We start from the raw sequence: 23,944 nt of genomic DNA, 5'->3' as shown, positions 1-23,944 counted from the left end.
AGTCGCGACCCACTACGGGACCAAGGACCATTGCGGCTGAGCCCGCACCTTCACGCGCCGGCCCGCACGTCCCGTACGGAGACCAGCTGGGCGATGAGCGCGCAGGTGAGCAGCACCGCCCCGCCGCCGGTGACGACGATCGGCAGCAGGCCGGGCAGCCCGTACCGCTGCAGCGCCGCCTGGTGGACCTGCCCCGGCACCAGGCCGGGGAGCGCGCTGGCCTGCGTGAGGTTGACCAGCAGGGCCGCCCAGTACGACCACGTCGTGCCGCGCAGCGCGAACATGCCCAGCACGTTCCCCAGCACGCCGATCGCGATGACGGCGCGGAGGTTGGTCAGGAGCTCCGGCAGCGCCGCCGGCGCCTCCGCCGCGCTCTTGCCGGCCAGCCGCAGCGCCAGGGCCGTCGTCTCGGGACTGGTGGCCAGCCATCCGTACACGAGGGTGGTGAGCGCGAAGACGAAGGAGCAGGCGAACGTCGTCCGTAGTAGGCGGGGGCTCCAGATGGGGGCGAGCTCGCGGGATGCCGCGGCCATGGCGACGCCTCTCGTGACGTTCGGGCTGGTGACTGCCTGTCAGTGTGCAGCGGCCGGACGCGCGGCCGCATCCGTCATCCGACCTGTCCACTCCTGAGGCTCGTCCTTGCCCCGTCCAGCGCCGAGGACGATGAGGGCAACCGCCACGAACCCGCGCAAGGATCTCACTCCAGCCTGGTCACGTGACAGATGTGCGGCCCGGCTCGTGCGCTCTAGCGTTCGACCGCCGAACCGTCAGGGGGCGCGCACGACGTACGCGCCGCCGTCCAGCCGAGGCCGCGACGGTGAAGGCGGCACGATCGGAGGAGACATGTCCCAGGGTGAGATCCGCCAGGTGCGGGCCAACGCCATCGACTTCGCCTACCTCGAACGTGGCGCCGGGCCGCTCGTCCTGTTCCTGCACGGCTTCCCCGACAACGCCTTCACCTGGACGTGGCAGCTCGAACGGTTCGCCGCGGCGGGTTACCGGGCGGTGGCGCCCTTCCTGCGCGGCTACGCCCCGTCGGGCGCCCCGGCGGACGGCGCCTACGACCCCCGCACGCTGGGCGAGGACGTGGCGGCCCTGATCGACGGGCTGAGCCCGGACGGCAGAGCCCACGTGGTGGGCATGGACTGGGGCGGGACGGCCACACACGCGGCACTCCTCACCCATCCGGCCCGGATCAGGGCCGCCGTCGTCCTGAACACCGCCCACCCCTACACCGTGCTGAGCGGCGTCAAGGATCCCGAGCTGGTCCAGCGGCTGTTCCACTTCTGGTTCTTCCAGTCCGACAGCGCCGACTGGGCGGTGCCCGTCGAGGGCCTGCCCATGGTCGACTACCTGTGGCGCACCTGGTCGCCGAACCTCCGGGACCCCGACCATGTGGCCGGCGTGAAACGCACCCTGGCCGCGCCCGGCGGGATCAAGAACGCGCTGGCCTACTACCGTGCCCTGTGGCGCGCGCAGCGGGAGCGCACCGTGCCGGTGGGCGCGACGGAGGTGCCCACGCTGTCGCTGTTCGGCGAGACCGACTTCACCACGAGATACGCGGCGGAGGAAGCACCCGGGTTCAGCGGCCCCTACGAGCGCAGGATCCTGCCCGCCCTCGGTCACTTCCCGCACCGGGAGGCTCCCGAGACGGTGACCGGGCTGATGCTGGACTGGTTCGCCCGCCACCCCGGCTGAGCGGCCGGCGCGCCGCAGGGGGCCATTCCAGTTGGGCGACGGATTCGCAGTGGAACGTGCCCATGCCATGGTTGCGGTTGGTTCGTACGTAGCGGAGGGTCGAGATGAAGGCGATCGGCGATCAGCGGGCGGCGGCGGGTCCGGCCACGCCCGACCATCAGGCCCGGATGCGGTACGCCTGGAGGGTGTGCTCGGTGACGAGCCTCGGCCTGATACTCATCGGGGTCGCCGGGAGCACGCTCAACGTGGCGTTGCCCTCGGTGGTGCGGCACTTCCACGCGAGCGCCATGGAGTCGGGCTGGATCCTGCTGTCTTTCCTGCTGGTCAACACGGCCAGCCTGGTCTTCTTCGGCAGGGTGGCCGACCTGGTCGGGCGGCGCGAGGTGTATCTGACGGGCCTGGCCCTGTTCACGGCCGCCTCGCTGCTGGCCGGGCTGGCACCGGACGTGTGGTTCCTGGTCGGGATGCGGGTGGTGCAGGCGGTCGGGGCGGCGATGGTCCTGGCCAACGGCACCGTCATCCTCACCGACGCGTTCCCGCCGGAGCGGCTCAGCCAGGGCATGGGCGTTTACATCGGCACCCTGTCGGTGGCGCAGCTGGCCGGGCCCACGCTGGGCGGGCTGATCGCCGAGACGGCCGGCTGGCAGTGGATCTTCTGGGTGAACGTGCCCGCCGGGCTCGCGGCCCTGACGTGGGGCGCCATGACGTTGCGCCGGATGCCTCGCGGGCCGCGGCGGCCGGTGGACGCGCTGGGCAACGCGCTGCTGTTCGCCGCGTTGTCGGCGCTGCTGCTGGCCTTGTCGGAGGCCGGCTCGGCCGGACTGTCCAGCCCGGCCGTCATCGGCGGCGCGGCGGTGTTCGTGGTGCTGGTGCCGGTGACCGTGCTGGTGGAGCGGCGAGCCGCGTCCCCGGTGCTGGACCTGCGGCTGCTCGGCGGGCGGCTGCTGACCTGCGCCAACCTCGCGTCGTTCTGCAACGCCCTGGCGCGCTCGGCGCTCATCCTGATCGCCGCCCTGTACTTCCAGGCCGTCAGAGGGCTGGACGCGTTCGACGCCGGGCTGAGTGTGCTGCCGCTGCCGGTCGGCATGGCCCTGGCCTCTCCTGCGGCGGGGCTGCTGGGCCGTCGGGTGTCGTCGTACGCGCTGTCCGTCGGCGGGGCGCTGCTGAGCGCGGCCGGGCTGGGCGTGCTGATGCTGGCCATCGACCCGGCGGCGCCGTACTGGATCATCGGGCTCGGCCTGCTCGTCGCGGGATGCGGCAGCGGGGCCTTCATGACCGGCAACACCACGGAGGTCATGCGGGCCGTGCCTCAGAGCAGCCTTGGCGTGGTGAACGGCCTCCGCATGATGATCATGAATGTGGGCATCGTCATCAGCGTCGGACTGTCCCTCAGCGTCCTGACCAGCAGCGTGGACGAGCATCTGCGGGCCCAGGTGAGCGCCGGCACCCTGTCCGCCCTGTCGCCGGTGGCGGTCGGGCAGTTGACACAAGGGTTCGGGCGCACCTACGCCGTGCTGCTCGCCGTCGCCCTGGCCGGACTGGCCCTCGCCGCCCTCGCCCGCGCGCCGAAGGAACCACGCTGATCGAGCACCCCAAGGACCTGCCGGTCATCGAGAGAGACGCGGTACGGCTCGTCGTCCTCGACAGCGAGAACCGGTTGCTGCTCTTCCACACCCACGATCCCACGATGCCGGAGAAGGGTGTTTGGTGGGAGCTGCCCGGCGGCGGGATCGACGACGGCGAGAGCTATGTGGACACGGCGATCAGGGAGCTGAGGGAGGAGACCGGAATTCGCGCCGTCCCGTCCCAGATCGGCGCTCCCACCTGGCGGCGTGACAGCTCCTTCCGCTACCGGGGCACCCGGCGGCTGCAGCACGAGGTCGTCGCCTGCGTGCGCCTCGGCATCCCCGGCCCCGATCTCGACACGTCGCAGAGACTCGAGTTCGAGCTGCAGGACTATGTCGGCTTCCGGTGGTGGCCGGTCGCCGAGGTGGCGGCCGGCCGCGAACGGTTCTATCCGCGCGCGCTGCCCGAGCTGCTGCCGCTGTTCCTGGCGGGCGAGCACATCGTCGAACCGCTGGAGCTGTGGCCGTGACGTGACGCGTCAGCCGGGGCCGGTGCGGCGGAAGGCCGCGCGGTAATCCCTGGGGCGGCGTCCGGTGTGCCTGGCGAACAGCGCGGCGAACGCGCCGGGATCGGCGTATCCGACGGCGGCCGAGATGCCGGCCACGGTGCGGTCAGTGGTCTCCAGAAGGTGGCGGGCACGGCGGACCCGCGCCGCCTGCAGGTACGCCAGCGGGCTCTGCCCGGTCTCCTCCGCGAAGCGGCGCAGCAGCGTACGGGTGCTCACCTGGAACGCGGCCGACAGCGCGGCGAGGTCGTAGCGGGCGGCGAGGTTCTGGTCGAGCCGGCGCATGACCTGCTGGGAGAAGGCGTTGCCGGGCCGGGGCAGCAGGCGGCCGTCGATGTAGGGGGCCTGGGAGGAGCGCGCGTCGTCGACGAGCGCCACGCGCGCGGTCGTACGGGCCACGCCGGCGCCGCTGTGCCGGCGGATGAGGTTCAGCGCGAAGTCGTACATGGCGCTGAAGGCCGCCGTCGTCGTCACCCCGGTGTCGGTGACGACCAGGAGCTCGGGACGCACGTCGATGCCCGGGTAGCGGCGGGCCAGCTCGCCGGCCAGGAGCCAGGCCGTCGTGGCGCGGCGCCCGTCGAGCAGGCCGGCCTCGGCGAGCAGGAACGCGCCGACGCAGATCGCCACGACGGCGGTGCCCGCGGCGGCGTGCGCGCGGATCGCCGCGACCTCGGGGCCAAGGGGCGCGAGCCTGGCGTCCATGTCGAGGCCCGGCGCGAGCTCGAACCCCGGCACGAGCAGGACGTCCGCCTCGCGCAGCGGAGAGACGTCCAGCGCCGCCCCGCCCGAGGCGAGGACGCGGCGGCGCGGCGAGACGATCGACACCTCGTACCCGGGACCGCCCGGCCCGGCGACGTGCGTGGCCATCGTCAGCAGGTCGGGCACGCCGAACACCTCCGAGGCGAAGCACCCCGGATAGGCCAGGACCGCGACCCGCAACGCCCCCACCTCCTCCCCATGGCGAGATTACCCGCATACTTGGCGATCTCGCCTCTTACCCGGCACGGGACCCCAGGTTCAGGCTGTCACCCATGAGTTCTGACGACCCGATCACCGACTTCGCCCGCCGATCCGTCGACGTGGAGGGGGTGGTCAAGACGGTGTACGTGGCCGGTTCCGGGCCGGCCGTCGTGCTGATGCCGGAAATGCCGGGCATCAGCCCTGACGTGCTCCGGCTGGCGCGGTGGGTGCGGGACGCGGGCTTCACCGTCTTCGTCCCCTCCCTGTTCGGCGTCGACGGCGCCTACCCCACGGCCGAGGACGGCACCGAGGTCATCCGCCGCGCCTGTGTCAGCGCCGAGTTCCGCGCGTTCGCCGGGGGCGGTACCAGCCCGGTCACCGCCTGGCTGCGTGGGCTCGCCCGCCAGGCCCACGCCGAGTGCGGCGGCCCGGGAGTCGGCGCGATCGGCTTGTGCTTCACCGGCAACTTCGCCCTGACGATGGCGCTCGAACCGGCCGTCATCGCCCCGGTGGTCAACCACCCGTCCCTGCCGCTGGACGACCCGGCCGGGCTCGAGCTCAGCGACGAGGACGCGCGCGCCGTCCGCGACCGCGTCACCCGCGACGGGCTGACGGTGCTCGCCTACCGCTTCGACAACGACCGCTGGTGCACCGGGCAGCGCTTCGCCGCCTACCGGGCACTGCTCGGCGACGCCTTCGACGGTCGCGTCCTGCCTGGCGGCTCGGCGAACACCAGCCCGCCGCCGTTCTTCGCCGACGTGGTCGAAACCCCGCACAGCGTCGTCACCGCCCACCTCGTCGATGAGGACGGGCACCCCACCGTGCGGGCCAGGGACGAGATCCTCGCCTTCCTGACCGAGCGCCTGAGCCCTTCCGGGCCTTGCGGGACGGCGAACCGCCACGCCGGAGCAGCGTCGTGACCGCCGTGGCCCGGCCGGCTCGGGGACGGGCGCATCGGCCAAGGACACTGTCACCATGACCGAGGCTCCCGTGGCTCCCCGGCGATCGCGTCTCGACGTGCGCCTGCCGCGGGCCGTACCGGCGCACGACTTCCGGCACCCGGTGGAGGCCGACATACCGGTGCTGGGGCACCTGATGTGGCAGGCCTACCGGGGTACGCCCGACGAACAGGACGCCGGAGGCAGCGTGGCCGCGGCGACGCAGGAGATCCGGCTGGCCCTCACCGGCGCCTACGGGTCTTTCCTGCCCGCTGCGTCCTTCGTCGCGGAGGACGACGGGCGGCCCGTGGCCGCCGCGCTGGTGACGGTGTGGAAGGACGTGCCGCTGCTGGCGTACGTCTTCACCGCGCCGCCCCATACCGGCCGGGGACTGGGACGGCGGCTCATCGAAGCGGCGATGCACGCCCTCGGCGCGCAGGGTCACGGGTGGTTGTCCCTCGCGGTGACGCAGGACAACGTTCGTGCCCGCCGCCTTTACGAGTCCCTGGGCTTCGTGCCACACCAGAAGAAACAGTGAGCCGCACGACCGATACCGGCCTGCCACCCGGCGATGGCGAGACCCCCGGGCCCCCAGGGTGATGGTTCACCGCTCGGGTCGGCCCGGCCCGGCACAAGGTGGTCGTCGTGGTGCACTTGTCGAATGCGGAGCCATCATGGAGGCGGTGTGACCTGGCAGGCGACGCCGAGTCGCTGCGCGACGACGGTACGCGTGCACCTCGTCGGGGACGTCACCGCGATCAGCGATCGCCGTGCCGCGCCGGCCGGTGACGCGAAAGCGCCCGCGTGACCACGGACCGGCGGGTCCGGCGGACGCGATCGCTGCTGCGCCAGGCGGCCATCGAGGTCATCCGGGAGAAGGGCTTTCGTGCGGCCCGGGTCCGCGACATCACCGAGCGCGCAGACGTCAACCGAGCCACCTTCTACGCGCACTACGCCGACCAGTACGCGCTCGCCGAAGCAATGGTGCGCGATGAGATCCGGCACCGGTTCGCCGGCAGGCTCCCGGCCACGCCCGCGCCGCTCGCCGACCTCGTCCACGCGCTGGCGGTGCTGCTGTGGGAGGATTCCAGCCGGGCGGACGGCTGCCGGCGCGACGTCGACGTTCTGCGCCCGCTGATCCAGCGCGCGGTGCGCACCGAGGTGTCTCGCTTGCTCGTCGAACGGGGCGCGTACGAGTCGGCCGTGACGGCGCACATCGTCGGCTCGACGATCGTGGGCGCGGTTTGCTGGTGGCGGGAGAGCGGGTTGCCGGACACCCCACCCGACCAGGCGGCCGACGAGGTGACCCGCGCGGTGTTGCACGAGCTGGGGCCGGCGTCACGGTGACCTGGGTACTTCTGCGCTATTCGGCACCATGCCCGCCTGCGGGCGCCGTGCAGGATGCCGCTGAACGCCGTCGCCTCGCGGTTCCATGCGGCACCATGCCCGTCCGCCACCGGGCTCACCATCGAAGCTCCTCGCCGGCCGGTGGGCGGCCGGCCCTCGGGCCGTCGAGGAACAGTGCCGCAGCCTGGCTCTGCAGCTGGAAGGGGAAGTCATGGACGACCCGCTGCTTCCACGGTCGGCTGACGATGGCGTGTGTCATCCGGCGCGCGCCTCGCGGACGTCGCATGATCAGGTCAGCGAGCTCCCACGCCCGGTCCATCAGGCGCTCGCGCGGCACGATCTCCGACACCATGCCGTACTCGAGTGCCTGCCGCGCATCCACCGCCTGGCCGGTGTAGAGGTGATAGGCGGCTCGCTTGGTGCCCATCAGTTCCTGGAAGGTGAGGCCTTGCCCGTCACCGGGCGCGGTCGACACCAGGAAATGCGGGTCGAAGAAGCGTGCGTCCTCGGTGCAGATCGTGATGTCGCAGGTGAGCGCGATCTCGGTGTGCGGTCCCGGCCCGTTGACCGCGGCGATCGTCGGGACGTCGATGCCGAAGACGAAGTTCTGCAACAGCTTCGCCGCGTCCTCGTACATCGTGGCGATGTCGTCAACCGTCCGATCGACATGCCCATCGGCGCTGCGCCGCGCGTCCAGCCAATGCTCGCCGGTGCCCGTGAGGATGAGCACCTCGTTCTGCGGGTCGTTACCGACCTCCAGCCATGCCTGCCCCCAGGCGTTGTGACCGGCGAACGTCTGGACGTACGAGCCGCCGTCGGTGTGCATACGAAGCTCGAGGATGCCGTCACGGCGGCGCATCGCGAAAAAGTCGCGGTACTTCTCCGCGTACTCGGCGAGGTCGGGCCGGCTGACGAGCCCCGCCCATCTGCCTGCGTTCAACTGATCGGCCATGCGATCATGCTCCTTGCGTGCCACAGCCGACTCAATCCCCAAAAGCCGGCCCGTGCCGGATACCCGACAGATCACAGAAAGCGTCGGATTCGGGCGAACGGAACGCTCATCGGCGATGCGAGCTGCCAGGCAGGGAGGCGCGCCGAGGCCATCGTCGCCTGCGCGCTCACCTGCCTTGACGTCGCCGGCGAGGCCCGGACCCGCGGCAACGGCACCACACCGCTGGAAGACCTGGTCCTCGCGGCGGTCGCGGCGGTACGAGGAAGCGCAGCGGCCACCGAAGAGGGCGTGGCCGCCGCCCGCCCGCGGAAGACCTCTGAAGGTAAAGCGGTACCTCCTGACCTGCAGGTCCACCTCAGCATGTCGAATCCGGCAACCAACTGACACGGAGACGCGGATTTCGTCGGCGAAACGCGGATCCTCCAGCTCACGCGCCGAGGTTTGGCTTTCGAGGGATTTCGATGATTGTCTGGGGAGGTCAAGCGAACTGTTTGCTCAGCCACTTGAAGGGCGGTCAGTCACGTCAGGCGGTAGCTCGATGACCTCGATCGTCAACGGGCCGGCCTGGCCGGAGACGGTGAAGACGTGTCGGCCCTGGCCCGTGCCGGAGGGGTGTGGGACATGCGAAGCGATGCCCTGGTGGCCTGATCCGTGTGGAGTGAACAGGAGAGACGTCTTGCCGGTGCGGGTCATGGTGGTGCCCGGCGGGGAAGCCCGCCGGACACGCGTGGTGGCCGGGCGGCTGGTCGGCACCTTGACCGACCGGTTCACCGGCTGGCAGGTGTCGGCCGGGCCGGCGGCACTCACCGTCGTCGGCGTGCTCGTGGTCGCGGTCTTCACCGGGCCGATCCCGATCGTCGCCGGCACGGCGTTGACCGTGTGCGGGTTCGCCGGCGCCCAAGCCGTACTGGTGAGCCTCGCGCCGGACCTGGTCGCCACGGGCGACCGCGACATCGCGATCGAGCAGCGCGAGGTGGGCTTCCGCCACGATCCCCGAGGCCGTGGACGTGCGGGGCGTCTCGGCCAGCATCCGCCCCGGCCAGAAGGTGGCCCTGGTGGGCGCGTCGGGCTCAGGCAAGAGCACGCTGGCCCGGCTGCTGCTGGCGCTGCACACGCCGACGGAGGGGGAGATCCGGTACGACGGCGTCCCGGCCGGCGAACTGAACCTGCACTCCCTGCGCCGCCAGTTCGGCGTGGTCACCCAGGATCCGTCCCTGTTCTACGGCTCGATCAGGGAGAACATCGCTCTCAACGACCCCGGCGCGCCGCTGGAGCGCATCGTCCAGGCGGCCGAGCTGGCTGCGCTGCACGAGGAGATCGCCGCCATGCCCATGGGGTTCGAGACGATGCTCACCGACGGGAGCGGCCTGTCCGGCGGCCAGCGGCAGCGGCTGGCCCTGGCCCTGGCCCGCGCGGTGCTGTCACGGCCGAAGGTGCTGCTGCTGGACGAGGCCACCAGCAACCTCGACAGCGCCACCGAGGCGGCCATCGAGGCCAACCTGTGCTGGCTGCCGCAGACCCGCATCGTCATCGCCCACCGGCTGAGCACGGTCAGGGACGCCGACCTGATCCTTGTCCTGGAGGCCGGCCGGATCGTGGAACGCGGCACCCACGAGGAGCTGCTGGCCCTGCGCGGCAGGTACGCCGAACTGGTCGCAGCCCAGGCGGCACTCGCCTGACGGGACGGACCTCGGCCGGGCGCAGACCCGGCAGGCAGCCGCGCATCCCGACAGGAGCGCCCCACCCGAAAGCCGCCGCCTCGCGCGGAGGCAGCCACTTCTCCTCCCATGCCGTGAGGGAATGGAGACGTTTGAGGCGCGATGGGCGGGCAGGCGGACAAGGTGCCGCCCATCCCCGACACCCGGCAGGCGAGACGACCATGAGTGTGGAGTTCGAGCTGCGCTGCCCCATCAGCGCCGATCTTGGTTTCATCCGGGACCTGGTCCAGGTCCATGGCCGGCATGGCGGGCTGCGCGGGCAACGGCTGGATGACCTGGTGCTGGTCGTCAACGAGGCTGTCGCCGGCGTGCTCGAGCACGGCCACGGGATGGGCATGCTGACCGCGCGGCGCACCGCCGAGGGCATCGTCGTGGAGATCCTCGACCTAGCCGGCAGGCTCACCCACGATCACCTGGCCGGCGCCGACCACCTTGACCTGACCAGCCCGCGCGGGGTCGGCCTGGGGTTGATCAAGCGGCTGTGCGACGAGATCCGCCTCGAACGCACCGGCCTCGGCTCCCTGCTGACCCTGCAGGTGCGCCGGCGCCCCGACCTCGCCGGTCTTCCCCGTCAACGCTTCACTCATCACGATGGCCGGCACGCCCACCGCACCGGCTGACCAAGCAGGGACGCTTGCCGACGCCGCGCGGCCCGGCCCGCTCGAGGCCGGCGATGCTCAGCGCGATGCGTGGTCAGCGTCGACGAGCTGCCTCGCGCATCGCCTGCTGCAGCTGCGCCGTGTTCAACGCCGAGCCCGGTAGCTCGGCAGCGTCCGCAAAGGGCTGCCGGCGCAGGCCGGCCAACACCACCGCCAAGCACCGGCGCCACTGTTCGGGATCGACCGGGCCGGCAAAACGGCGGGCGGAGTCGATCATCACGTCGATCATGAACAGGTCGGCGCGCTCGACATCCGGACGAAGGTATCCGTCAGCCTTCGCCCGGGCGATCAGCTGCTCCACCGCCGGCCCATACTCGGCCCGCGTCCGGGCGAGCGCCTCGGCACCGTCCCGTGTCGACATGAACACATCCCGCAACCCACGATCGCCCGCCATGAGGGTGTTCATGCCCTCGATGAAAGAGACCAGCCCCTCCCAGGAGTCCTCGTGAGCGTTGGCTTCGTGGGCGACTCGCGCGAACTGCTCACCGCGATGTTCGAAGACGACCGCGATCAACGCCGCCTTGGACGGAAAATTGCGATACATCGTCCCCACGGCCAGACCGGCCCGAGCGGCGATCTCGTCCAACGTCACGTCCAAGCCCCGCTCGGCGAACACCTCCGTGGCCACCTCGATCAGCCGAGCGCGGTTTGCCTCCGCATCGCGACGCTTCCATCTCGCCGGGCGATCGGCCCTCGACGCGCCTTCTGGCAAGGGGGAGTGGGCAGCATGAGACATCCTCTCAGTATGACAGGGCGCAGCCGGAAGCCCTGGTGTGTCGGTGCGGATCATGGCGGTGGCGCCTCCTGCCCCTCATGAGAGGCCGCCTTCGGCCGGCGGGCGGTCTGCGCCGTACGGGGTGGAAGTGACGGGTGAGTCGCTCACCGGGCCGGGCCGGCGTCAGCAGCCGGGTGAGGAAGGCCCCGATGACGGGGATCTGCATGGCCCACAGTGCCAGGAAGAGAGGATTTCCGAGCTTGACGTCACTGCCGTACATCAAGGTGTGCCAGACGGAGAGGACGTAGACGGCGGGGACGAGGAATCGGTGGATGAGCCGCCAGGCCCGGGATCCCATCCGGTCACGCAGGTAGTAGCTGGGGCCGATGATCACGGCGAGGTAGAGGGCGATGATGCCCAGCGATTGGGGCAGCCGGCCGGGGGTGTAGGACTGAGCCCCCGGCACCAGCACGGTGAGTGGAGTGTCGCCCATCTTGTCCCAGAGCAGAGCGAGGGCGTGCACGAGCGTCAGTGCGATCACCGTGAGGCTCGTGCTTCGGTGGATGCGTTCAACCGCAGCCCGAACGCGGCGTGGGCAGAGCCGGCTGGCGACGGTCAGCCCGAGCAACGTGGTCAGCCACGCCCAGACGAGGGCCGCGAATCCAGCCGCCTGGCTGAGGGAGTACGCCCAGACCCCACCGGTATGGACCAGGTGGGGCATGGCCTGGACGGCGGCAGAAGCACCGCTGCCGACCTGGGCGACGAGGACCAGGTAGACCAGAAGAGTCACCGCAACGGCGACGGTGGCATCCACGCCGGCCGCCCGTAGATCGGTGCGCAGGGTGGCGCGCCCTGGCCCGCGCCTGGAGTCCGTACGTGCGACGCCGGCCGCGGTGGCACGGCCAGGGGAGCGGATTGATCGACGGAACAGCAACGAGATCCTCCTCGACCCACGCGGGTTACGGCCCGCACAACCCCACGACGTCGTCAGATCCGCCGCCGCCGATGCCGATCAGGCAGATGCGGTGCCGCTCCCAGCTCGGGGGCTCAGTGCCGCGTTGACGATCAGCAGAATCGCGAGCGCGACGAGCGGCACCGTCCAGGTTCCACTGGCACCGTGCAACGCGGCGGCGAGGACAGGACCGGTCGCCGCGACGAGAAAACCCACGCCTTGAGCCATGCTCGACAGCTGGGCAGTCTGATGCTGGTTCGCGGCCCGCCGGACATAGAGCACGCCGGGGATTCCCTGGCCGGCGCCGAGGCCGATGCCGAGAACGATCGCCCAGCCGGCGGCGGACGAGACAGGAGCGAACATGATCCCCCCGAGGCCCACCAGGCAGAGGGCGATCGTCGCCAGGATCGGCAACTGCTGACTTTCGCGTCGGCCCGCCCAGGCGGGACCGAGGAATCCGCCGGCCGCGACGCCGACCAGGCAGAAAGCGATCGCGGTCCCGGCCGAGGCCGGGCCGGCGCCCGCATCGACCATGATGGCGGGCAACCAGGCGACCAGCGTGTAGAACAGTAGTGTCTGAATGCTGAAGAAGCCGGTCACGGCCCAGGCTGTGGTGTTGCGCAGCAGCCCGGCCCAGGAGACGTACGCCGTCGCCGAGCGCCGAGTGGGCGGCACCCGAAGCTGGGTGGGCAGGACGGCCAGCCCGAGGACCGCGGGAACCAAGGCGGCCCCGAGAGTGATCTGCCAGGAGCCCGTCGCCTGGTAGAGGGGCACGGTGACAGCGGCGGTCAGGGCGGCACTGGCCCCCATCAGCAGGGCGTACAGGCCCATCATGACCCCGACCCGACGGGGAGCGAACCGTTTGCGCACCAGCACCGGGGTGAGCACGTTCAGCACCGCGATCGCAGCCGAGGCGACGACCGTGCCGGCGAATAGCCCGACCATGCCCAGGGAACGGACGACGATTCCAGCCGTCAGCACGATCGTCGCGATGAACAGGCCACGTTCCTCCCCGACCCGGGTACGGGTCAAGGCACCGAGCGGGGCGAACAGCCCCATGCACAGAGGTGGGATGGTCGTCAGCACGGTCGCGGTGACCTGGCCGAGCCCCATGACCGGAATCAGCGGGCCGATCCCGGTGAAGGCGACCCGCAGGTTCAGGCAGACGACGACGAAGACGACCAGCAGTGTCATCCCGCCGCGGGCGACGGAGGAAGCCGCCGCTTGCGGGCCGGACATGGCTGTATCGCCGTGACGAGGAGTCCGCTGCATACCTATGCCTTCCCTTCCGTGCCCGCTGGAGACCGGCGGTGGCCTGATCCTACGCATAAGTCGAGATGGCATCTCGACTACTGGATAACGGCTGCATAACGGCGAACCGACGACCGCTCGCGCGTCGCGACAGCCGGGCCGACGTGACGGGCCCGAAGCGGGCGATATCCGCTGGTGAGGGGCACAAGTACCGCGACACGCGACCGACGCGCACATGGTGTGCAGCTTCTGAAGCGCTACGACGCCGGAACGAAATGCCGGCCTCAGCGATCCCGCCACTGGCCCACGCGGCCCGGGACGAGGATCGCGGAGCGCTGGTGGCGTGTGGGGGATCGGAGGGCGTACGAGCCTCTCCCGAGGCTCTGACGGGCGTGCGCTGCTCAGCGCTGGGTCAGAACGGACGGGCGAAGAATGGCGCGCCTTCAGTGTCGAGCGCTTCGCTCGGTTGGTCCGCGAGCTGGTCGAGTAGCTCGGCGTTCCGCGACGATCACCTGCGCGACGTCTGGGGCGTTGGCCGCGGCGGAGCCGGGCCGATCGGCGGTACCGGTCTCGGGTCGCTCGCATGGGGCGGATGCGCCGTCCCCGCCGCCGGTTTGGGGAGCGCTGTCGCTGGTCAGGACGGTGGCGGTCCCCGCTGTTTACGGCATCAGGCCACCGTCTCCGGAAGGCTGTCATGAAGGCTCCAGGCGGGCCAGGGACATGCTTCCGCGTCATCGTCGAACGCGGCGAGGACAAGAGACCTTTGATTGCATGGTTCGGCGGGATGCCTGGGGGCCACAACCGACGCGTACTTCGTCCCGGCCCTCGACTGGGCGGGCACGGAGACGGCGACCACCGTGGAGGCAGTCTCCGGCAAGTACGGCCGCCCACCCGCCACCCGCACCGCGGTCTCCTGGACGGCTGAGAATCGGCTCTGCCGTCCACCCGCCGGCACGCAGCCATGCCGCTGGGTGAGCCCTCGGACAACCCGCCGCCACCGCCCGCGCAACGGTCACACGATCATGACGCGGCGCGAACACGGCGGGGACATGACCGGCAGACAGTGGGACGCGACGTCACGACGAAGGCGACCACGAGATGGAGAAGGCGTGGCTGACAACCGAGAGTGGGATCGGCGATCATTGTTGCGGGGCGCCGCCGTGCTGGCCGGCGCAGCCGCGACCGCGCCGCTGCTGGGCGGCGCCGCCACGGCGCAGGCCGGCAGCGGTGACGCGGACGCGCTATTCAAGGCCGGCAAGTTCGAGCAGGCCGGCCGCGCGTATGAGGAGATCCTCAAGAAAGACCCCGCGAACCTGCACGCGGCCCGCCAGCGCGGCTATGTCGCGTTGCTGTCGAACCGGTTCACCGAGGCCGAGAGATACCTCAAGATGGCCCTCGACCTGGCGCCCGATGACAAGGAGACCAACACGTACCTGGGCGACTGCTACATCCGGCAGGACAAGTTCGCCCTCGCCGCGCCACGCTGGGAAGCGGCTGGCGAGGAAAGCTACGCCAAGTGGTTCGCGGCGGTCAGCGGCGAGGCCTATCAGGTCCACGGGGACCTCGCGCGGCTGGACTTCACGCAGATGGACCCGAGGCCGCTGGTGGAGGCATCGGTCAACGGCGGAGCGGCCAAGCGCTTCACGTTCTACACCGGCGCCCCGAATCTGAGCATGCGCGCGTCGGTGGCCGAGGAGGCCGGCCTGCGCCCGGTCTTCAGCCAGGAGACCGATTTCGGGACGGGTCCCATCCGGGCGTACTGGGGAATCCTGGACTCCTTCACGCTGGGCGGCATCGAACTGCGTAACGTCCCCGTGAGCTGGTCGTCGACGATCTCGGGCGAAGACGTCGACACCGACGCCGACGGCCTGATCGGCATGTGGGTCTTCTACCACCTGCTGCCCACCTTCGACTACGCGGGCCGGCAGCTGATCCTGCGCCGCCGCACCCCCGAGAGGGCCGCCGAGGTCCGCGCCGCCGCCGAGCGGGCGGGCGTCAAGCCGCTGCCGGTGTGGCTGGCCCGTGAGCAGTACCTGCACAGCACAGGCGGCTTCGCCGGCGCCGCCGGCTCCGGTACCGGGGTGGTGGGCGTGAACTTCGGCGGCTCCGGCGAGATCGTCGCGGGCGTGCGCGGGGACACGGCCGAGCGGTTGGGGATCCGAACCGACCAGGACCGCCAGATCGGGACCTTCGCCCAGAGCCACCCGGCCGTGGTCTATCCCTGCTACCCGAAGGAGGCCCGCCTCGGTGACGCCGTCGCCAAGGCGGGCTACTGTTACACGAACCCGAACCAGCCGGTCAATGTGCCCTTCCCCTTTGGGACAGGGTTCGACTCGATGGGCTGGTTCTCCCACTGCTTCTGGAAGCCGTACAACATCACCGTCGACTTCACCGGCATGAAGCTCTACATCGCGCGCGGCAAGGCCGCCTGATCACCGAACACGCACAGCGTTGCATACGAGAATCGAGGAACAACTTGAGCACGACCGTCACCGACGAGCAGATACGACAGCTGGCTGAAACGGCGAAGCCGTACAGCGTGGCGCTGCTGTGGTGGGGTCCGGAACGGCACATGGACGGCGCCGAGGCGACGGAACGCGAACACCAGCGACGAATGGTGTCGCTGCGCGCCGACGGGGTGATCGCGATTCTCTGCCCGGCCGCCTCCGAGACCCTGGCCGGCGTCGCGATCATGAACGTGCCGCCCGAGGAGGCCAGAGAGATCATGGACCGGGACCCGTGCGTCCAGGCGAGGATGATCCTCTGTGAGATCCGCCCATGTCACGGCTTCCCCGGAGACACGCTGCCCAAGTGATCCGAAAGCCGTGAGCGCACCTGCGGTTCTCGGCCTGCGCCGTCGTGCCGCCGCCCCGCCGGGTGCGGCGTAGGCACTTGTGCTCGCCGCAGCGCACCCGGTGCCGGGCGGTGTCGATGGTGGTCGGCCGGGCGCGCAGATGGGTGACGCCGATCGGGCCGAGGAAGCGCGCAGGCCTTGGGTGTGGGTCAGGGCTCCAGCTGCGTTCGAAGGTGCCGTCGGCCTGCTGGGCGCGCAGCAGGAAGAGCGCGGTGCAGCAGGGGCGTGTGGCGGTGGTGGTCGGGCGCCAGGGCGTGGAGGGCTTCCAGGGCGGCGCCGGTGCTTTCGACGTCGGCCTGGGTGACGCGTTCGGTGTAGGCCCAGCTGCCGTGGTCGTTCTGATGGGCGGCGAGGTAGTCGCCGATCCGCGACAGCAGCTCACGATGGCGGGGCAGCGCGCAGCGGCCAGGGCCAGGCCGGCCATGCCGCTGATGAACAGGGTGTGGTCGACTTGCGTGCTTTGTGATCCACGGGATGGGGCGGGCAGGAAGGTTGCCAAGGCAGGTGGTGACCTTGGAGGCTCTCCTTACCGACGCGTGCGATCTTCCAGGAGTGCGCTATGATCACGGAGGATCTGTCCGAGCCGGAACTCGCCCTTTGGGGGGCGATTACCACCGAGCGTCCTGTGGATCTTCCTGGGACCCCGTCCGGGCTGCATCATCGCCAGGATGTTGCCCGGCGTCCGAGCACGCCTTGCAAGGCAGACGCCCGGCGTCCGGATCGCGGGCCGATCGGACCTGTCGTACGCCGAGGTACAGCATCCTCTGATCTTGACCAAGTGCGAGCTCGAGGAGGCGCCGGTCTTCACAGGAGCGTGCACCGGCCTGGTGGACCTCGCGGCCTCCCGGGCGGCCGGACTGCAGGCTGCGGACGCTGTGATCGGCGGGGCGCTTCGTCTGGAAGGCCGCAAGATGGCTGGCCCGATCCGGCTTGCCGGAGCCCAGGTGTCCGGGACGCTGAATCTCAGCGGCGCAGCGAGCCGCGCACTCCAGGCCGTCCATGCCGACGGCCTGATCATCGACGTGATCTTCTGTGCGCGAACGCCGTCTTCGACGGTGAGGTACGCGTGGCAGGTGCCAGGACAAGCGAGACGAGGTTCCTCGGACGGCGCTGTCGTTCGTCATAATGCTCGACGAGTTCGTCCCAGACCGCGTCGGGGATGGCGTCGCCGGCCCGGTCGTTCATGCGGGTCGCCGCTTCGGCCAGCGCCAGGGCGGCCCGTTCAGCGTCGGTGAAGTACGGTGACTGCCGCCATGCCGCCACCGTGATCAGCTGATCGTCGGTGACTCCGGCCTTTCTGGCCTCGGCCGCGTCGGCGTACAGGCAGGCGCTGCCGCCGTTGATCTGACTGCCGCATGGCGGCCGGCATCAGTGTCGCCGCCGCAACGATGCCTTGTTCCATGTCGTGCTGCATGGCCTGTATGAGGGCCCCGATCGCATGTCCCGCGTCTGGCACCAGAAAGGCAGGGTTGGCCATCCGCGCGTGCATGATTCTTCTCCTTGCGATGTGGGGGTGCTGGACGGGTCCGGGCGGGCCCGTCGCTTGGGCTGCTGGCCCTGATCTGGCCCGGGGCAGGGCGAGGTACGGGTCGCCGTGTCCTCGCCCTGAGGATTTCCGGCGTTACGGTCTCCACTGCTCCGCGGGGGACATACCGGGCAGGGGCTTGCCGATGAGGGCCAGGGGGAGGAAGAAGCAGACCTGGCCGATGGCCATGATGAGGGTGGCCAGCGCCTTGTCGTCGTACTGCTCGGACGCCCTCGCGTACAGCTCGTCGGGGACGCGTTCGCCGGACGGGTTCGGGGTGAGCACGGCTTCGACCAGTTCCAGGGCGATGCGTTCGGCGTGGGTGAAGTAGGGCGCGTCCCGCCAGGAGGCCACGGCGGTGATGCTCTCCTCGGTGGCGCCGGCCTTGCGCAGGTTTCCGGTGTGCAGGACGGTCAGGTAGGTGCTGCCGGCGATCTGGCCTGCGCGCAGCTGGGCCAGGCTGATGGTGGTCTGCGGGATCGTGCCGTTGCCGGTCGCCCTGTACAGGGCGCCGCCGATGTCCTTGAGTTCGGGGATGAGCACGGCGGGGTTGGGCAGGCGCGATTCGATGGTGGTCATGGCGGGGGTTCCCTTCGGGGTCTCAACTGGTGGATCGCTGCTTTGACGGATCGTGTGGGGCGAAGGTGACCGGTTGGGGCGGTCGGTTTCAGCCGGGCGTGCTGCCGAGGGTTTGCGGCGTGGAGCCGGTCGTGGGCTCGGTGTCCCGGTTGGCGGGCCGGGGGCGCAGGAGGAGGACGGCGGTCAGGATCGCGGCCAGGTAGAAGCCGCCCGCGCCGAGCATGCCGGCGGTGTATCCGCTGGTCAGCGCGTCGGGCAGGGGTGTGCCTGAGGGCTGGTTGGCGGTGGCGGTGACGGCGATGCCGGCCAGGACGGCCAGCCCGAGGGCGCCGCCGATCTGCTGGCTGGTGTTGACCAGCCCAGAGGCGATGCCGGAGTCGCGCGGTGCGACGCCCTGTACGCCGCCGATGGTGGCCGCGACGAAGCCGATGCCCAGGCCGATGCCGCCGGCGAGCTGGGCGGGCAGCAGGACGAGCAGGGGGTTCTGGCCGGGGGTGAGCAGGCTGAACCAGCCCATCGCCGCGGCGGCCACCGCCATCCCGGTCGCCAGGACAGCCCGGGTGGAGGTGCGGGCCTGCAGCCTGGGGCCGATGAGGCCGGAGCCGGCGCCGATGCCGATCGCGAACGGCAGGTACGCCAAACCAGTGATCATGGGCGAGTAGTGCTTGATGGTCTGCATGTAGAGGGTGAGGAAGTAGAACGTGGCCAGCTGCCCGGCGCCCATGAGCAACATGACCAGGTTGGCGCCGAGCCGGCCGCGGTCGGCGAGCACGCCTGCGGGCAGCATCGGGCCGCGCGCGGTGCGCTGGATGAACGCGAACGCCACGAGCAGCGCGACGGCCGCCGCGCCGAAGGCCACGGTGAGCCCGTCGCCGACGCCGTGCGAGCCGGCCCGGTTGATCGCGTACACCAGCGCGCCGAGGGCGAGCGTCACGGTGGCGGCGCCGGGCAGGTCGAGCCGGCCGCGCTCGCGGGTGCCAGGCACCAGGGCGGAGGATCCGGCCAGGACCAGGAGCACGATGGGGATGTTGACGAACATGATCCAGCGCCAGCCCAGGTACTCGGTGAGCGCGCCGCCCAGCAGCAGCCCGGCCACCGAACCCAGGCCGCCCATCGCGCCGTACACGCCGAGCGCCTTGTTGCGCTCCGCCCCAGCGGGGAAAGTGTCGGCGAGCAGCGACAGCGCGGCCGGAGCGACGATCGCGGCGCCGGCGCCCTGCAGCACCCGGGCGGCGATCAGCACGCTCCCGGTGCCGGCCACGCCGCCCAGCAGGGAGGCGGCCAGGAGGATGACCAGCCCGGCGCGAAACAGCCTGCGCCGGCCCAACAGGTCGCCGGCCCGGCCGCCGGCCAGCAGCAGGCCGCCGAAGGCCAGGGCGTAGGCGGTGAGCACCCAGTCCAGGTCGGCCTCGGCGATGCCGAGCCCGGCTCCGATGACGGGCAGGCCCACGGTCACGATGGTGCCGTCCATCACCATCAGCAGTTGCGCGGCGGCGATCACCAGCAGGGCCAGGCCGCTTCTTGCGCGGATGTTCATGGGGACTCCTCAGGCGGCGGCGCGGTGGACGGCGGCGGCGAGCCGTTCGTGTTCGGGGTAGGACCAGGCGAAGCCGAAGCGGCGGCGGGTGTAGCCGAAGGCGATGCCGCTGACCGGGTCGGCGAAGGACTCCGAGCCGGCCGAGCCGTCGTGGCCGAAGGCGTTCGCGGCGAGGAACCTATACTGCAGGCCCTTGGCCTGGAAGCCGAGCGCGTAGTTGCCCTGCGCGCCGCGGACCAGGTCGGCGCCGGTGGAGTGGATCTGGGCGAACTCGGCGACGGTGTCCGGTTTGAGGAGCGGGGGACGGCCGTCGATGCCCCAGACGGCCGCCGCGTACAGTCCGGCCAGGCCGCGCGCGCTGCCCACCCCGCCGGCCGACGCCGGGCCGTTGGCGCGGACGGCGCGGGTGTTGGCGAAGGCCACCTGGTCCAGCGGCGGCGTGCTGTTGAGCCCGTAGCCGATGCCGAGGATGCTGTGCGGGCCCGGCAGGTTCGCCCAGAACGCGGCCTCCTGCTCGGGGGTGGCGGTCCACCACTGGATCGGGCGGAACCGCTGCTCCTCGGCTTCGGGCAGCCCCAGGTAGAGGTCCAGCCCGTACGGGACGCGGATGCGCTCGTCGTAGACCTGCTGCAGCGACCGGCCGGTCACCCGCCGGATCACCTCGTTCACCATGGCGAACGTGACGAACCCGCCGTAGCCGTAGGCCGAACCGGGCCGCCAGTACGGGCGCTGCGCGGCCAGGCGGCGCGCGATCACGGCATCGTCGGCCAGTTCGGCCGCCGACAGCCCGCCGTCGACGCCGATCACGCCGGAACGGTGCGTGAGCACGTCCCGCAGCGTGATCATGCCCTTGCCGGCGGCGGCGAACTCCGGCCAGTGCCGGGCCACCGGCTCGTCCAGGCCGAGCACGCCCTCCTGCACCAGCAGCGCCGTCACCAGCGTCGCGGCGCCCTTGGTGGAGGAGTAGACGCCGGTCAGCGTGTCACCGCCGGCCTCGTCCCCGGCCCACAGGTCCACCACCCGCCGACCGTGCACGTAGGCGGTGAGCTGCGCGCCCGTCTGGCCGTCCTGCTCGGCCACCACCGCGGCGAACTCCTCGCGCACCGGCTCGAAGCCGTCCGCGACCCTTCCGTGGACCTTCATCCTGCTCATCGTTCGGCAACCCTTCGTCAGGTGAGTGTTGGTCGCCGGCATGACGGATGGTCCGCGGAAAAGGTGACCGGGTGCGGATGCGGTCACCTTCCCTTGGTTTGATGCGTCAACGCTTCGACGTGACTGAGATGAGAGGAAGACAACCGTGACGCCGCATGACCTTCTGGCCGACCAGTTCCAGGGCCACCGCCCCCATCTGAAGGCGGTCGCCTACCGCATGCTCGGCTCGCTGAGCGAGGCCGAGGACGCCGTCCAGGAGGCCTGGCTGCGGCTGGCACGCTCGGACGCGGGCGACATCGGCAATCTCGGCGGCTGGCTGACCACCGTGGTCGGCCGGGTGTGCCTGGACATGCTGCGTGCCCGTAAGTCCCGGCGCGAGGAGTCACTGGAGGAGCGCCTGCCCGATCCGGTGGTCAGCCTCGCGGATGCCGCCGACCCGGAGCAGGAAGCGCTGCTGGCCGATTCGGTGGGCCTGGCGCTGCTGGTGGTGCTGGAGTCCCTGACCCCGGCCGAACGGCTGGCGTTCGTGCTCCATGACATGTTCGGCCTGCCGTTCGAGCAGATCGCTCCCATCGTGGACCGCACCCCCGCGACGGCCAAGAAGCTCGCCAGCCGCGCCCGTCAGCGCGTCCGCGGCGCGACCCCGAACCCCGACCCAGATCCGGCCGATCAGCGCCGCGTCGTGGACGCGTTCCTGGCCGCCGCCCGCGGCGGCGACTTCGAAGCGCTGGTGTCCATTCTCGACCCCGGCGTGGTACTGCGCGGCGACGGCGGGACACTCGCCGGCGGCATGAAGATCCTGCGCGGGGTCGCGGCCGTGGCCGGGCAGCTCGCCACCTTCCAGCGCATGGCCACCAGCGCCACCGCCCACCCGGCGCTGGTCAACGGCCTCGCCGGTCTGGTCAACACCATCGACGGACGGCTCATCTCCGTCATGAGCTTCACCATCTCCGATGGCAAGATCTCCACCATCGACATCCTGTCCGACCCCGATCGGCTGGCCCGGCTCGACCTCACCCGCCTGGAGCCGTGAAACCCGCCGGCGCCGGCCATACCCTCCATTGACTGCGCCACTCCCGGCTGTGCCACCTGGGCGAACCTCAGCAGCAGTGCGCGGACGCCCCTGAGCGCAGCGGTTGCGCCGCCGCGGCCTCCACAGCGGCCGGCATCGCATCGAGCCGATGCCGGTCGGAGAGGCACCCGCGGCTGACGACGGCGTGAATGGCACGCGTGTTGCGGATGTCCTGCATCGGCCGGGTGTTGTATCCGCCAGGAGGGCCGATCCGAACGCCGGTCACGCTGTGAGGGGACCCTCGTCGTACGGCTGCCGCACCCGCGACCCTGGCGGGGCAGGGCGCCCTGCCGGCGATCGCCCGCCTGGCGGCCGGCATGAACGACTTGCGGCGGTCGTCGGGTGAGCGGAAGCCGGGCCACACACAAACACTCGGCCTGCCAGGTCATCCGGCGCGAAGATCTCCGGCATGACACTGCACGACAACGAGATCGCGATCGACGAGGTGACGGTCGGTCGCTGCTGGAGGAGCATTGCCCGCAGTGGGCCCGCCTGCCGTTGTCGCCGGCGGGCGCGGGCACGGATAACACCCTGTACCGGCTGGGCGAGGACTCGCTTGTGCGGCTGCCCCGGACAGCCGACAAGGCGCGGTCCGTACGGAAGGAACAGGAATGGCTTGCTCGTCTCGCGGCACTGCCCACGCGTGCGATCCCGGAGCCGGTCCATGCCGCGGCGCCCACCACGGCGTTCCCGCTCTCCTGGTCGGTCTACCGCTGGATCGCCGGGGACGAGGCCCGGCGGGACACCATCCAGGATTGGGCCGCCTTCGGCACCGATCTGGCGGCGTTCGTGCGGGAACTGCACGACATCGACCTGATGGGAGCGACTCGCCCGGACGCCCTCAGCTGATACCGCAGAGGCCGTCTGCAGGACTGCGACGATGGGCCATGGCGGTGGGCTTCAGCGGCATCTCCTACTACCGGCACACCTCTCCCGCCTTCGTCGCCGAATGCCGCCGGGCACACCTTCAAGCGATCGCCGCCGACGCCAGCGCGCCATGAGCGGCGCGTTCGCCGGATACCACCGGGCACCCTGTCAGCACCGTCATCGGCAGGCCGGCAGGATCACGAATCGGTAGTGAAGAGGCCGGCCAGGCTTGAGCTGTCGGAGCCGGATGCTCAAGAGGCGCAACGGATGGCAGCATTTCGACGGCCAGTCAAATGACGGATACGCGTTCTTCTGACGCTTCGTACTCTGCCGGAAACGCGAAGACGAACAGGAGGCGGTATGCGAGCCATCAAGCGTGGTCTCGGCGCACTGGTTGTTGCGGCTTCCATGGTCGCGGGAACAAGTGTGTCGGCTGTGCCGGCGGCCAACGCAAGCACGGCCATGGAGTACGTGTGGAAAGTGTACGACGTCTACAAATATGCCTCGGCGTGCATCGCAGTCGGAGAGGTACTGGTGCAGAGGGGAGATGCCCTTACCTACTACTGCGCTGAAAGGGACGACGGCCGGTTCGCACTGGAACTCCTGGTGTGGGAAACCTGAGGACGTTCAGCACCCACATGGTCCCGCACCTTCTTCGATGAGGCGCGATGTGTGAGCACGTGCCCGCGATCACGCTGCTGGCGGAGTACTGAACCTACATCTGCACGCGGCCGAGCCTGATCGCCGGACGATCAGGCCCGGCCGTCACGGCGGCGGTACACCTCGCGGCGCACGCGCCACAGCGCCTCCTGCCCCGTGGGCGAGCGTGCCCGGCCCCGCGAGCGGCCGCCCACGCTCCGGCGGCACTGCCTGCGTGCTGGGGTCGTCACAACAGGACGGGCTGTGTTGTCTCCCTGAAAACTGAGACGACCTCGGAGGTTACCGATGAGTCAGAGGATCGACGTCGCCAAGCTCGTCCCCGGCATCTACCGCCACTTCTTCGCGGTGGAGAAGCTGCTGCACGACAGCGACCTGCC

General features: G+C 70.7%; 23 protein-coding genes. 13 read left to right on the top strand and 10 right to left on the bottom strand.

Going from position 1 to position 23,944, the window contains the following annotated elements; translation table 11 throughout:
- Positions 1 to 50: 50 nt before the first annotated feature.
- Positions 51 to 533 (bottom strand): hypothetical protein, encoded by a 483-nt coding sequence (locus HCN51_RS45890; protein WP_168018218.1) that lies wholly within the window; start codon positions 531 to 533, stop codon positions 51 to 53.
- A gap of 310 nt (positions 534 to 843) precedes the next feature.
- Between HCN51_RS45890 and HCN51_RS45885 the strand changes: the two genes are divergently transcribed.
- The 3 genes from HCN51_RS45885 (at position 844) to HCN51_RS45875 (ending at position 3,793) form a co-directional block, all read left to right on the top strand.
- Positions 844 to 1,698, top strand: a complete 855-nt coding sequence (locus HCN51_RS45885) for an alpha/beta fold hydrolase (protein ID WP_168018217.1) — start codon at positions 844 to 846, stop codon at positions 1,696 to 1,698.
- A gap of 104 nt (positions 1,699 to 1,802) precedes the next feature.
- Entirely contained in the window at positions 1,803 to 3,281 is a 1,479-nt protein-coding gene (locus HCN51_RS45880) for an MFS transporter (protein ID WP_168018216.1), read from the top strand.
- Positions 3,278 to 3,793: an NUDIX hydrolase gene (locus tag HCN51_RS45875; RefSeq protein ID WP_277350255.1), complete on the top strand. Its 516-nt coding sequence runs from the start codon at positions 3,278 to 3,280 to the stop codon at positions 3,791 to 3,793. The genes HCN51_RS45880 and HCN51_RS45875 overlap by 4 nt, the downstream gene beginning before the upstream one ends.
- A 9-nt stretch (positions 3,794 to 3,802) precedes the next feature.
- On the opposite strand, the gene HCN51_RS45870 is transcribed toward HCN51_RS45875, so the two are convergent.
- Entirely contained in the window at positions 3,803 to 4,768 is a 966-nt protein-coding gene (locus HCN51_RS45870; RefSeq protein ID WP_206068661.1) for a GlxA family transcriptional regulator, read from the bottom strand.
- Between the two features lie 92 nt (positions 4,769 to 4,860).
- On the opposite strand from HCN51_RS45870, the gene HCN51_RS45865 reads away from it, so the two are divergent.
- The 3 genes from HCN51_RS45865 (at position 4,861) to HCN51_RS45855 (ending at position 7,074) form a co-directional block, all read left to right on the top strand.
- Positions 4,861 to 5,709 carry a dienelactone hydrolase family protein gene (locus tag HCN51_RS45865; RefSeq protein WP_168018214.1) on the top strand — a complete coding sequence of 283 codons (849 nt, stop codon included), beginning with the start codon at positions 4,861 to 4,863 and terminating at the stop codon, positions 5,707 to 5,709.
- 55 nt (positions 5,710 to 5,764) lie between these two features.
- Entirely contained in the window at positions 5,765 to 6,265 is a 501-nt protein-coding gene (locus HCN51_RS45860) for a GNAT family N-acetyltransferase (RefSeq protein WP_168018213.1), read from the top strand.
- A gap of 266 nt (positions 6,266 to 6,531) precedes the next feature.
- Entirely contained in the window at positions 6,532 to 7,074 is a 543-nt protein-coding gene (locus HCN51_RS45855; protein WP_168018212.1) for a TetR family transcriptional regulator, read from the top strand.
- Positions 7,075 to 7,189: 115 nt separating this feature from the next.
- Here the strand turns inward: HCN51_RS45855 and HCN51_RS45850 are convergent, their stop codons facing one another.
- The gene (locus HCN51_RS45850; RefSeq protein WP_206068660.1) at positions 7,190 to 8,380 is read right to left on the bottom strand and encodes an enoyl-CoA hydratase-related protein; all 1,191 of its coding nucleotides are present in this window, start codon (positions 8,378 to 8,380) and stop codon (positions 7,190 to 7,192) included.
- Between the two features lie 647 nt (positions 8,381 to 9,027).
- Between HCN51_RS45850 and HCN51_RS45840 the strand changes: the two genes are divergently transcribed.
- Together HCN51_RS45840 and HCN51_RS45835 are read left to right on the top strand one after the other, a co-directional pair.
- On the top strand, positions 9,028 to 9,705 hold the full coding sequence (locus HCN51_RS45840; RefSeq protein ID WP_206068659.1) for an ATP-binding cassette domain-containing protein: 678 nt from the start codon (positions 9,028 to 9,030) through the stop codon (positions 9,703 to 9,705).
- 200 nt (positions 9,706 to 9,905) lie between these two features.
- The gene (locus HCN51_RS45835; protein WP_168018211.1) at positions 9,906 to 10,364 is read left to right on the top strand and encodes an ATP-binding protein; all 459 of its coding nucleotides are present in this window, start codon (positions 9,906 to 9,908) and stop codon (positions 10,362 to 10,364) included.
- Positions 10,365 to 10,437: 73 nt separating this feature from the next.
- On the opposite strand, the gene HCN51_RS45830 is transcribed toward HCN51_RS45835, so the two are convergent.
- The 3 genes from HCN51_RS45830 to HCN51_RS45820 form a co-directional block, all read right to left on the bottom strand.
- Complete coding sequence (locus tag HCN51_RS45830) at positions 10,438 to 11,031, bottom strand: SbtR family transcriptional regulator (protein WP_168018210.1); 594 nt, start codon at positions 11,029 to 11,031, stop codon at positions 10,438 to 10,440.
- 112 nt (positions 11,032 to 11,143) lie between these two features.
- The gene (locus HCN51_RS45825) at positions 11,144 to 11,908 is read right to left on the bottom strand and encodes a ferric reductase-like transmembrane domain-containing protein (protein WP_168018209.1); all 765 of its coding nucleotides are present in this window, start codon (positions 11,906 to 11,908) and stop codon (positions 11,144 to 11,146) included.
- A 222-nt stretch (positions 11,909 to 12,130) separates the two neighbouring features.
- Positions 12,131 to 13,264, bottom strand: coding sequence for an MFS transporter (locus HCN51_RS45820; protein ID WP_168018208.1), 1,134 nt, complete (start codon positions 13,262 to 13,264; stop codon positions 12,131 to 12,133).
- A 1,217-nt stretch (positions 13,265 to 14,481) separates the two neighbouring features.
- Between HCN51_RS45820 and HCN51_RS45815 the strand changes: the two genes are divergently transcribed.
- Together HCN51_RS45815 and HCN51_RS45810 are read left to right on the top strand one after the other, a co-directional pair.
- Positions 14,482 to 15,753 carry a tetratricopeptide repeat protein gene (locus tag HCN51_RS45815; protein ID WP_168018207.1) on the top strand — a complete coding sequence of 424 codons (1,272 nt, stop codon included), beginning with the start codon at positions 14,482 to 14,484 and terminating at the stop codon, positions 15,751 to 15,753.
- Between the two features lie 44 nt (positions 15,754 to 15,797).
- Positions 15,798 to 16,136, top strand: a complete 339-nt coding sequence (locus HCN51_RS45810; RefSeq protein ID WP_168018206.1) for a hypothetical protein — start codon at positions 15,798 to 15,800, stop codon at positions 16,134 to 16,136.
- Positions 16,137 to 17,189: 1,053 nt separating this feature from the next.
- On the opposite strand, the gene HCN51_RS45805 is transcribed toward HCN51_RS45810, so the two are convergent.
- The 4 genes from HCN51_RS45805 to HCN51_RS45790 all read right to left on the bottom strand — a co-directional run bounded on the left by HCN51_RS45805 (position 17,190) and on the right by HCN51_RS45790 (position 20,968).
- Positions 17,190 to 17,498 (bottom strand): carboxymuconolactone decarboxylase family protein, encoded by a 309-nt coding sequence (locus HCN51_RS45805; RefSeq protein ID WP_206068669.1) that lies wholly within the window; start codon positions 17,496 to 17,498, stop codon positions 17,190 to 17,192.
- A gap of 298 nt (positions 17,499 to 17,796) precedes the next feature.
- Positions 17,797 to 18,279, bottom strand: coding sequence for a carboxymuconolactone decarboxylase family protein (locus HCN51_RS45800; RefSeq protein ID WP_168018205.1), 483 nt, complete (start codon positions 18,277 to 18,279; stop codon positions 17,797 to 17,799).
- 88 nt (positions 18,280 to 18,367) lie between these two features.
- Positions 18,368 to 19,816: an MFS transporter gene (locus HCN51_RS45795; RefSeq protein WP_168018204.1), complete on the bottom strand. Its 1,449-nt coding sequence runs from the start codon at positions 19,814 to 19,816 to the stop codon at positions 18,368 to 18,370.
- Between the two features lie 9 nt (positions 19,817 to 19,825).
- Positions 19,826 to 20,968: a serine hydrolase domain-containing protein gene (locus HCN51_RS45790; RefSeq protein WP_168018203.1), complete on the bottom strand. Its 1,143-nt coding sequence runs from the start codon at positions 20,966 to 20,968 to the stop codon at positions 19,826 to 19,828.
- A gap of 145 nt (positions 20,969 to 21,113) precedes the next feature.
- Between HCN51_RS45790 and sigJ the strand changes: the two genes are divergently transcribed.
- The 3 genes from sigJ to HCN51_RS45775 all read left to right on the top strand — a co-directional run bounded on the left by sigJ (position 21,114) and on the right by HCN51_RS45775 (position 23,528).
- Positions 21,114 to 22,001, top strand: a complete 888-nt coding sequence (gene sigJ / locus HCN51_RS45785) for an RNA polymerase sigma factor SigJ (protein WP_168018202.1) — start codon at positions 21,114 to 21,116, stop codon at positions 21,999 to 22,001.
- Positions 22,002 to 22,382: 381 nt separating this feature from the next.
- The gene (locus tag HCN51_RS45780; protein ID WP_206068658.1) at positions 22,383 to 22,889 is read left to right on the top strand and encodes a phosphotransferase; all 507 of its coding nucleotides are present in this window, start codon (positions 22,383 to 22,385) and stop codon (positions 22,887 to 22,889) included.
- Positions 22,890 to 23,267: 378 nt separating this feature from the next.
- Positions 23,268 to 23,528, top strand: a complete 261-nt coding sequence (locus HCN51_RS45775) for a hypothetical protein (protein WP_168018201.1) — start codon at positions 23,268 to 23,270, stop codon at positions 23,526 to 23,528.
- Positions 23,529 to 23,944 lie beyond the last annotated feature (416 nt).

It is taken from the genome of Nonomuraea composti (assembly GCF_012034275.1).
GTDB classification, from domain to species: domain Bacteria; phylum Actinomycetota; class Actinomycetes; order Streptosporangiales; family Streptosporangiaceae; genus Nonomuraea; species Nonomuraea composti.
This window is presented reverse-complemented; position numbering and strand designations above follow the sequence as displayed.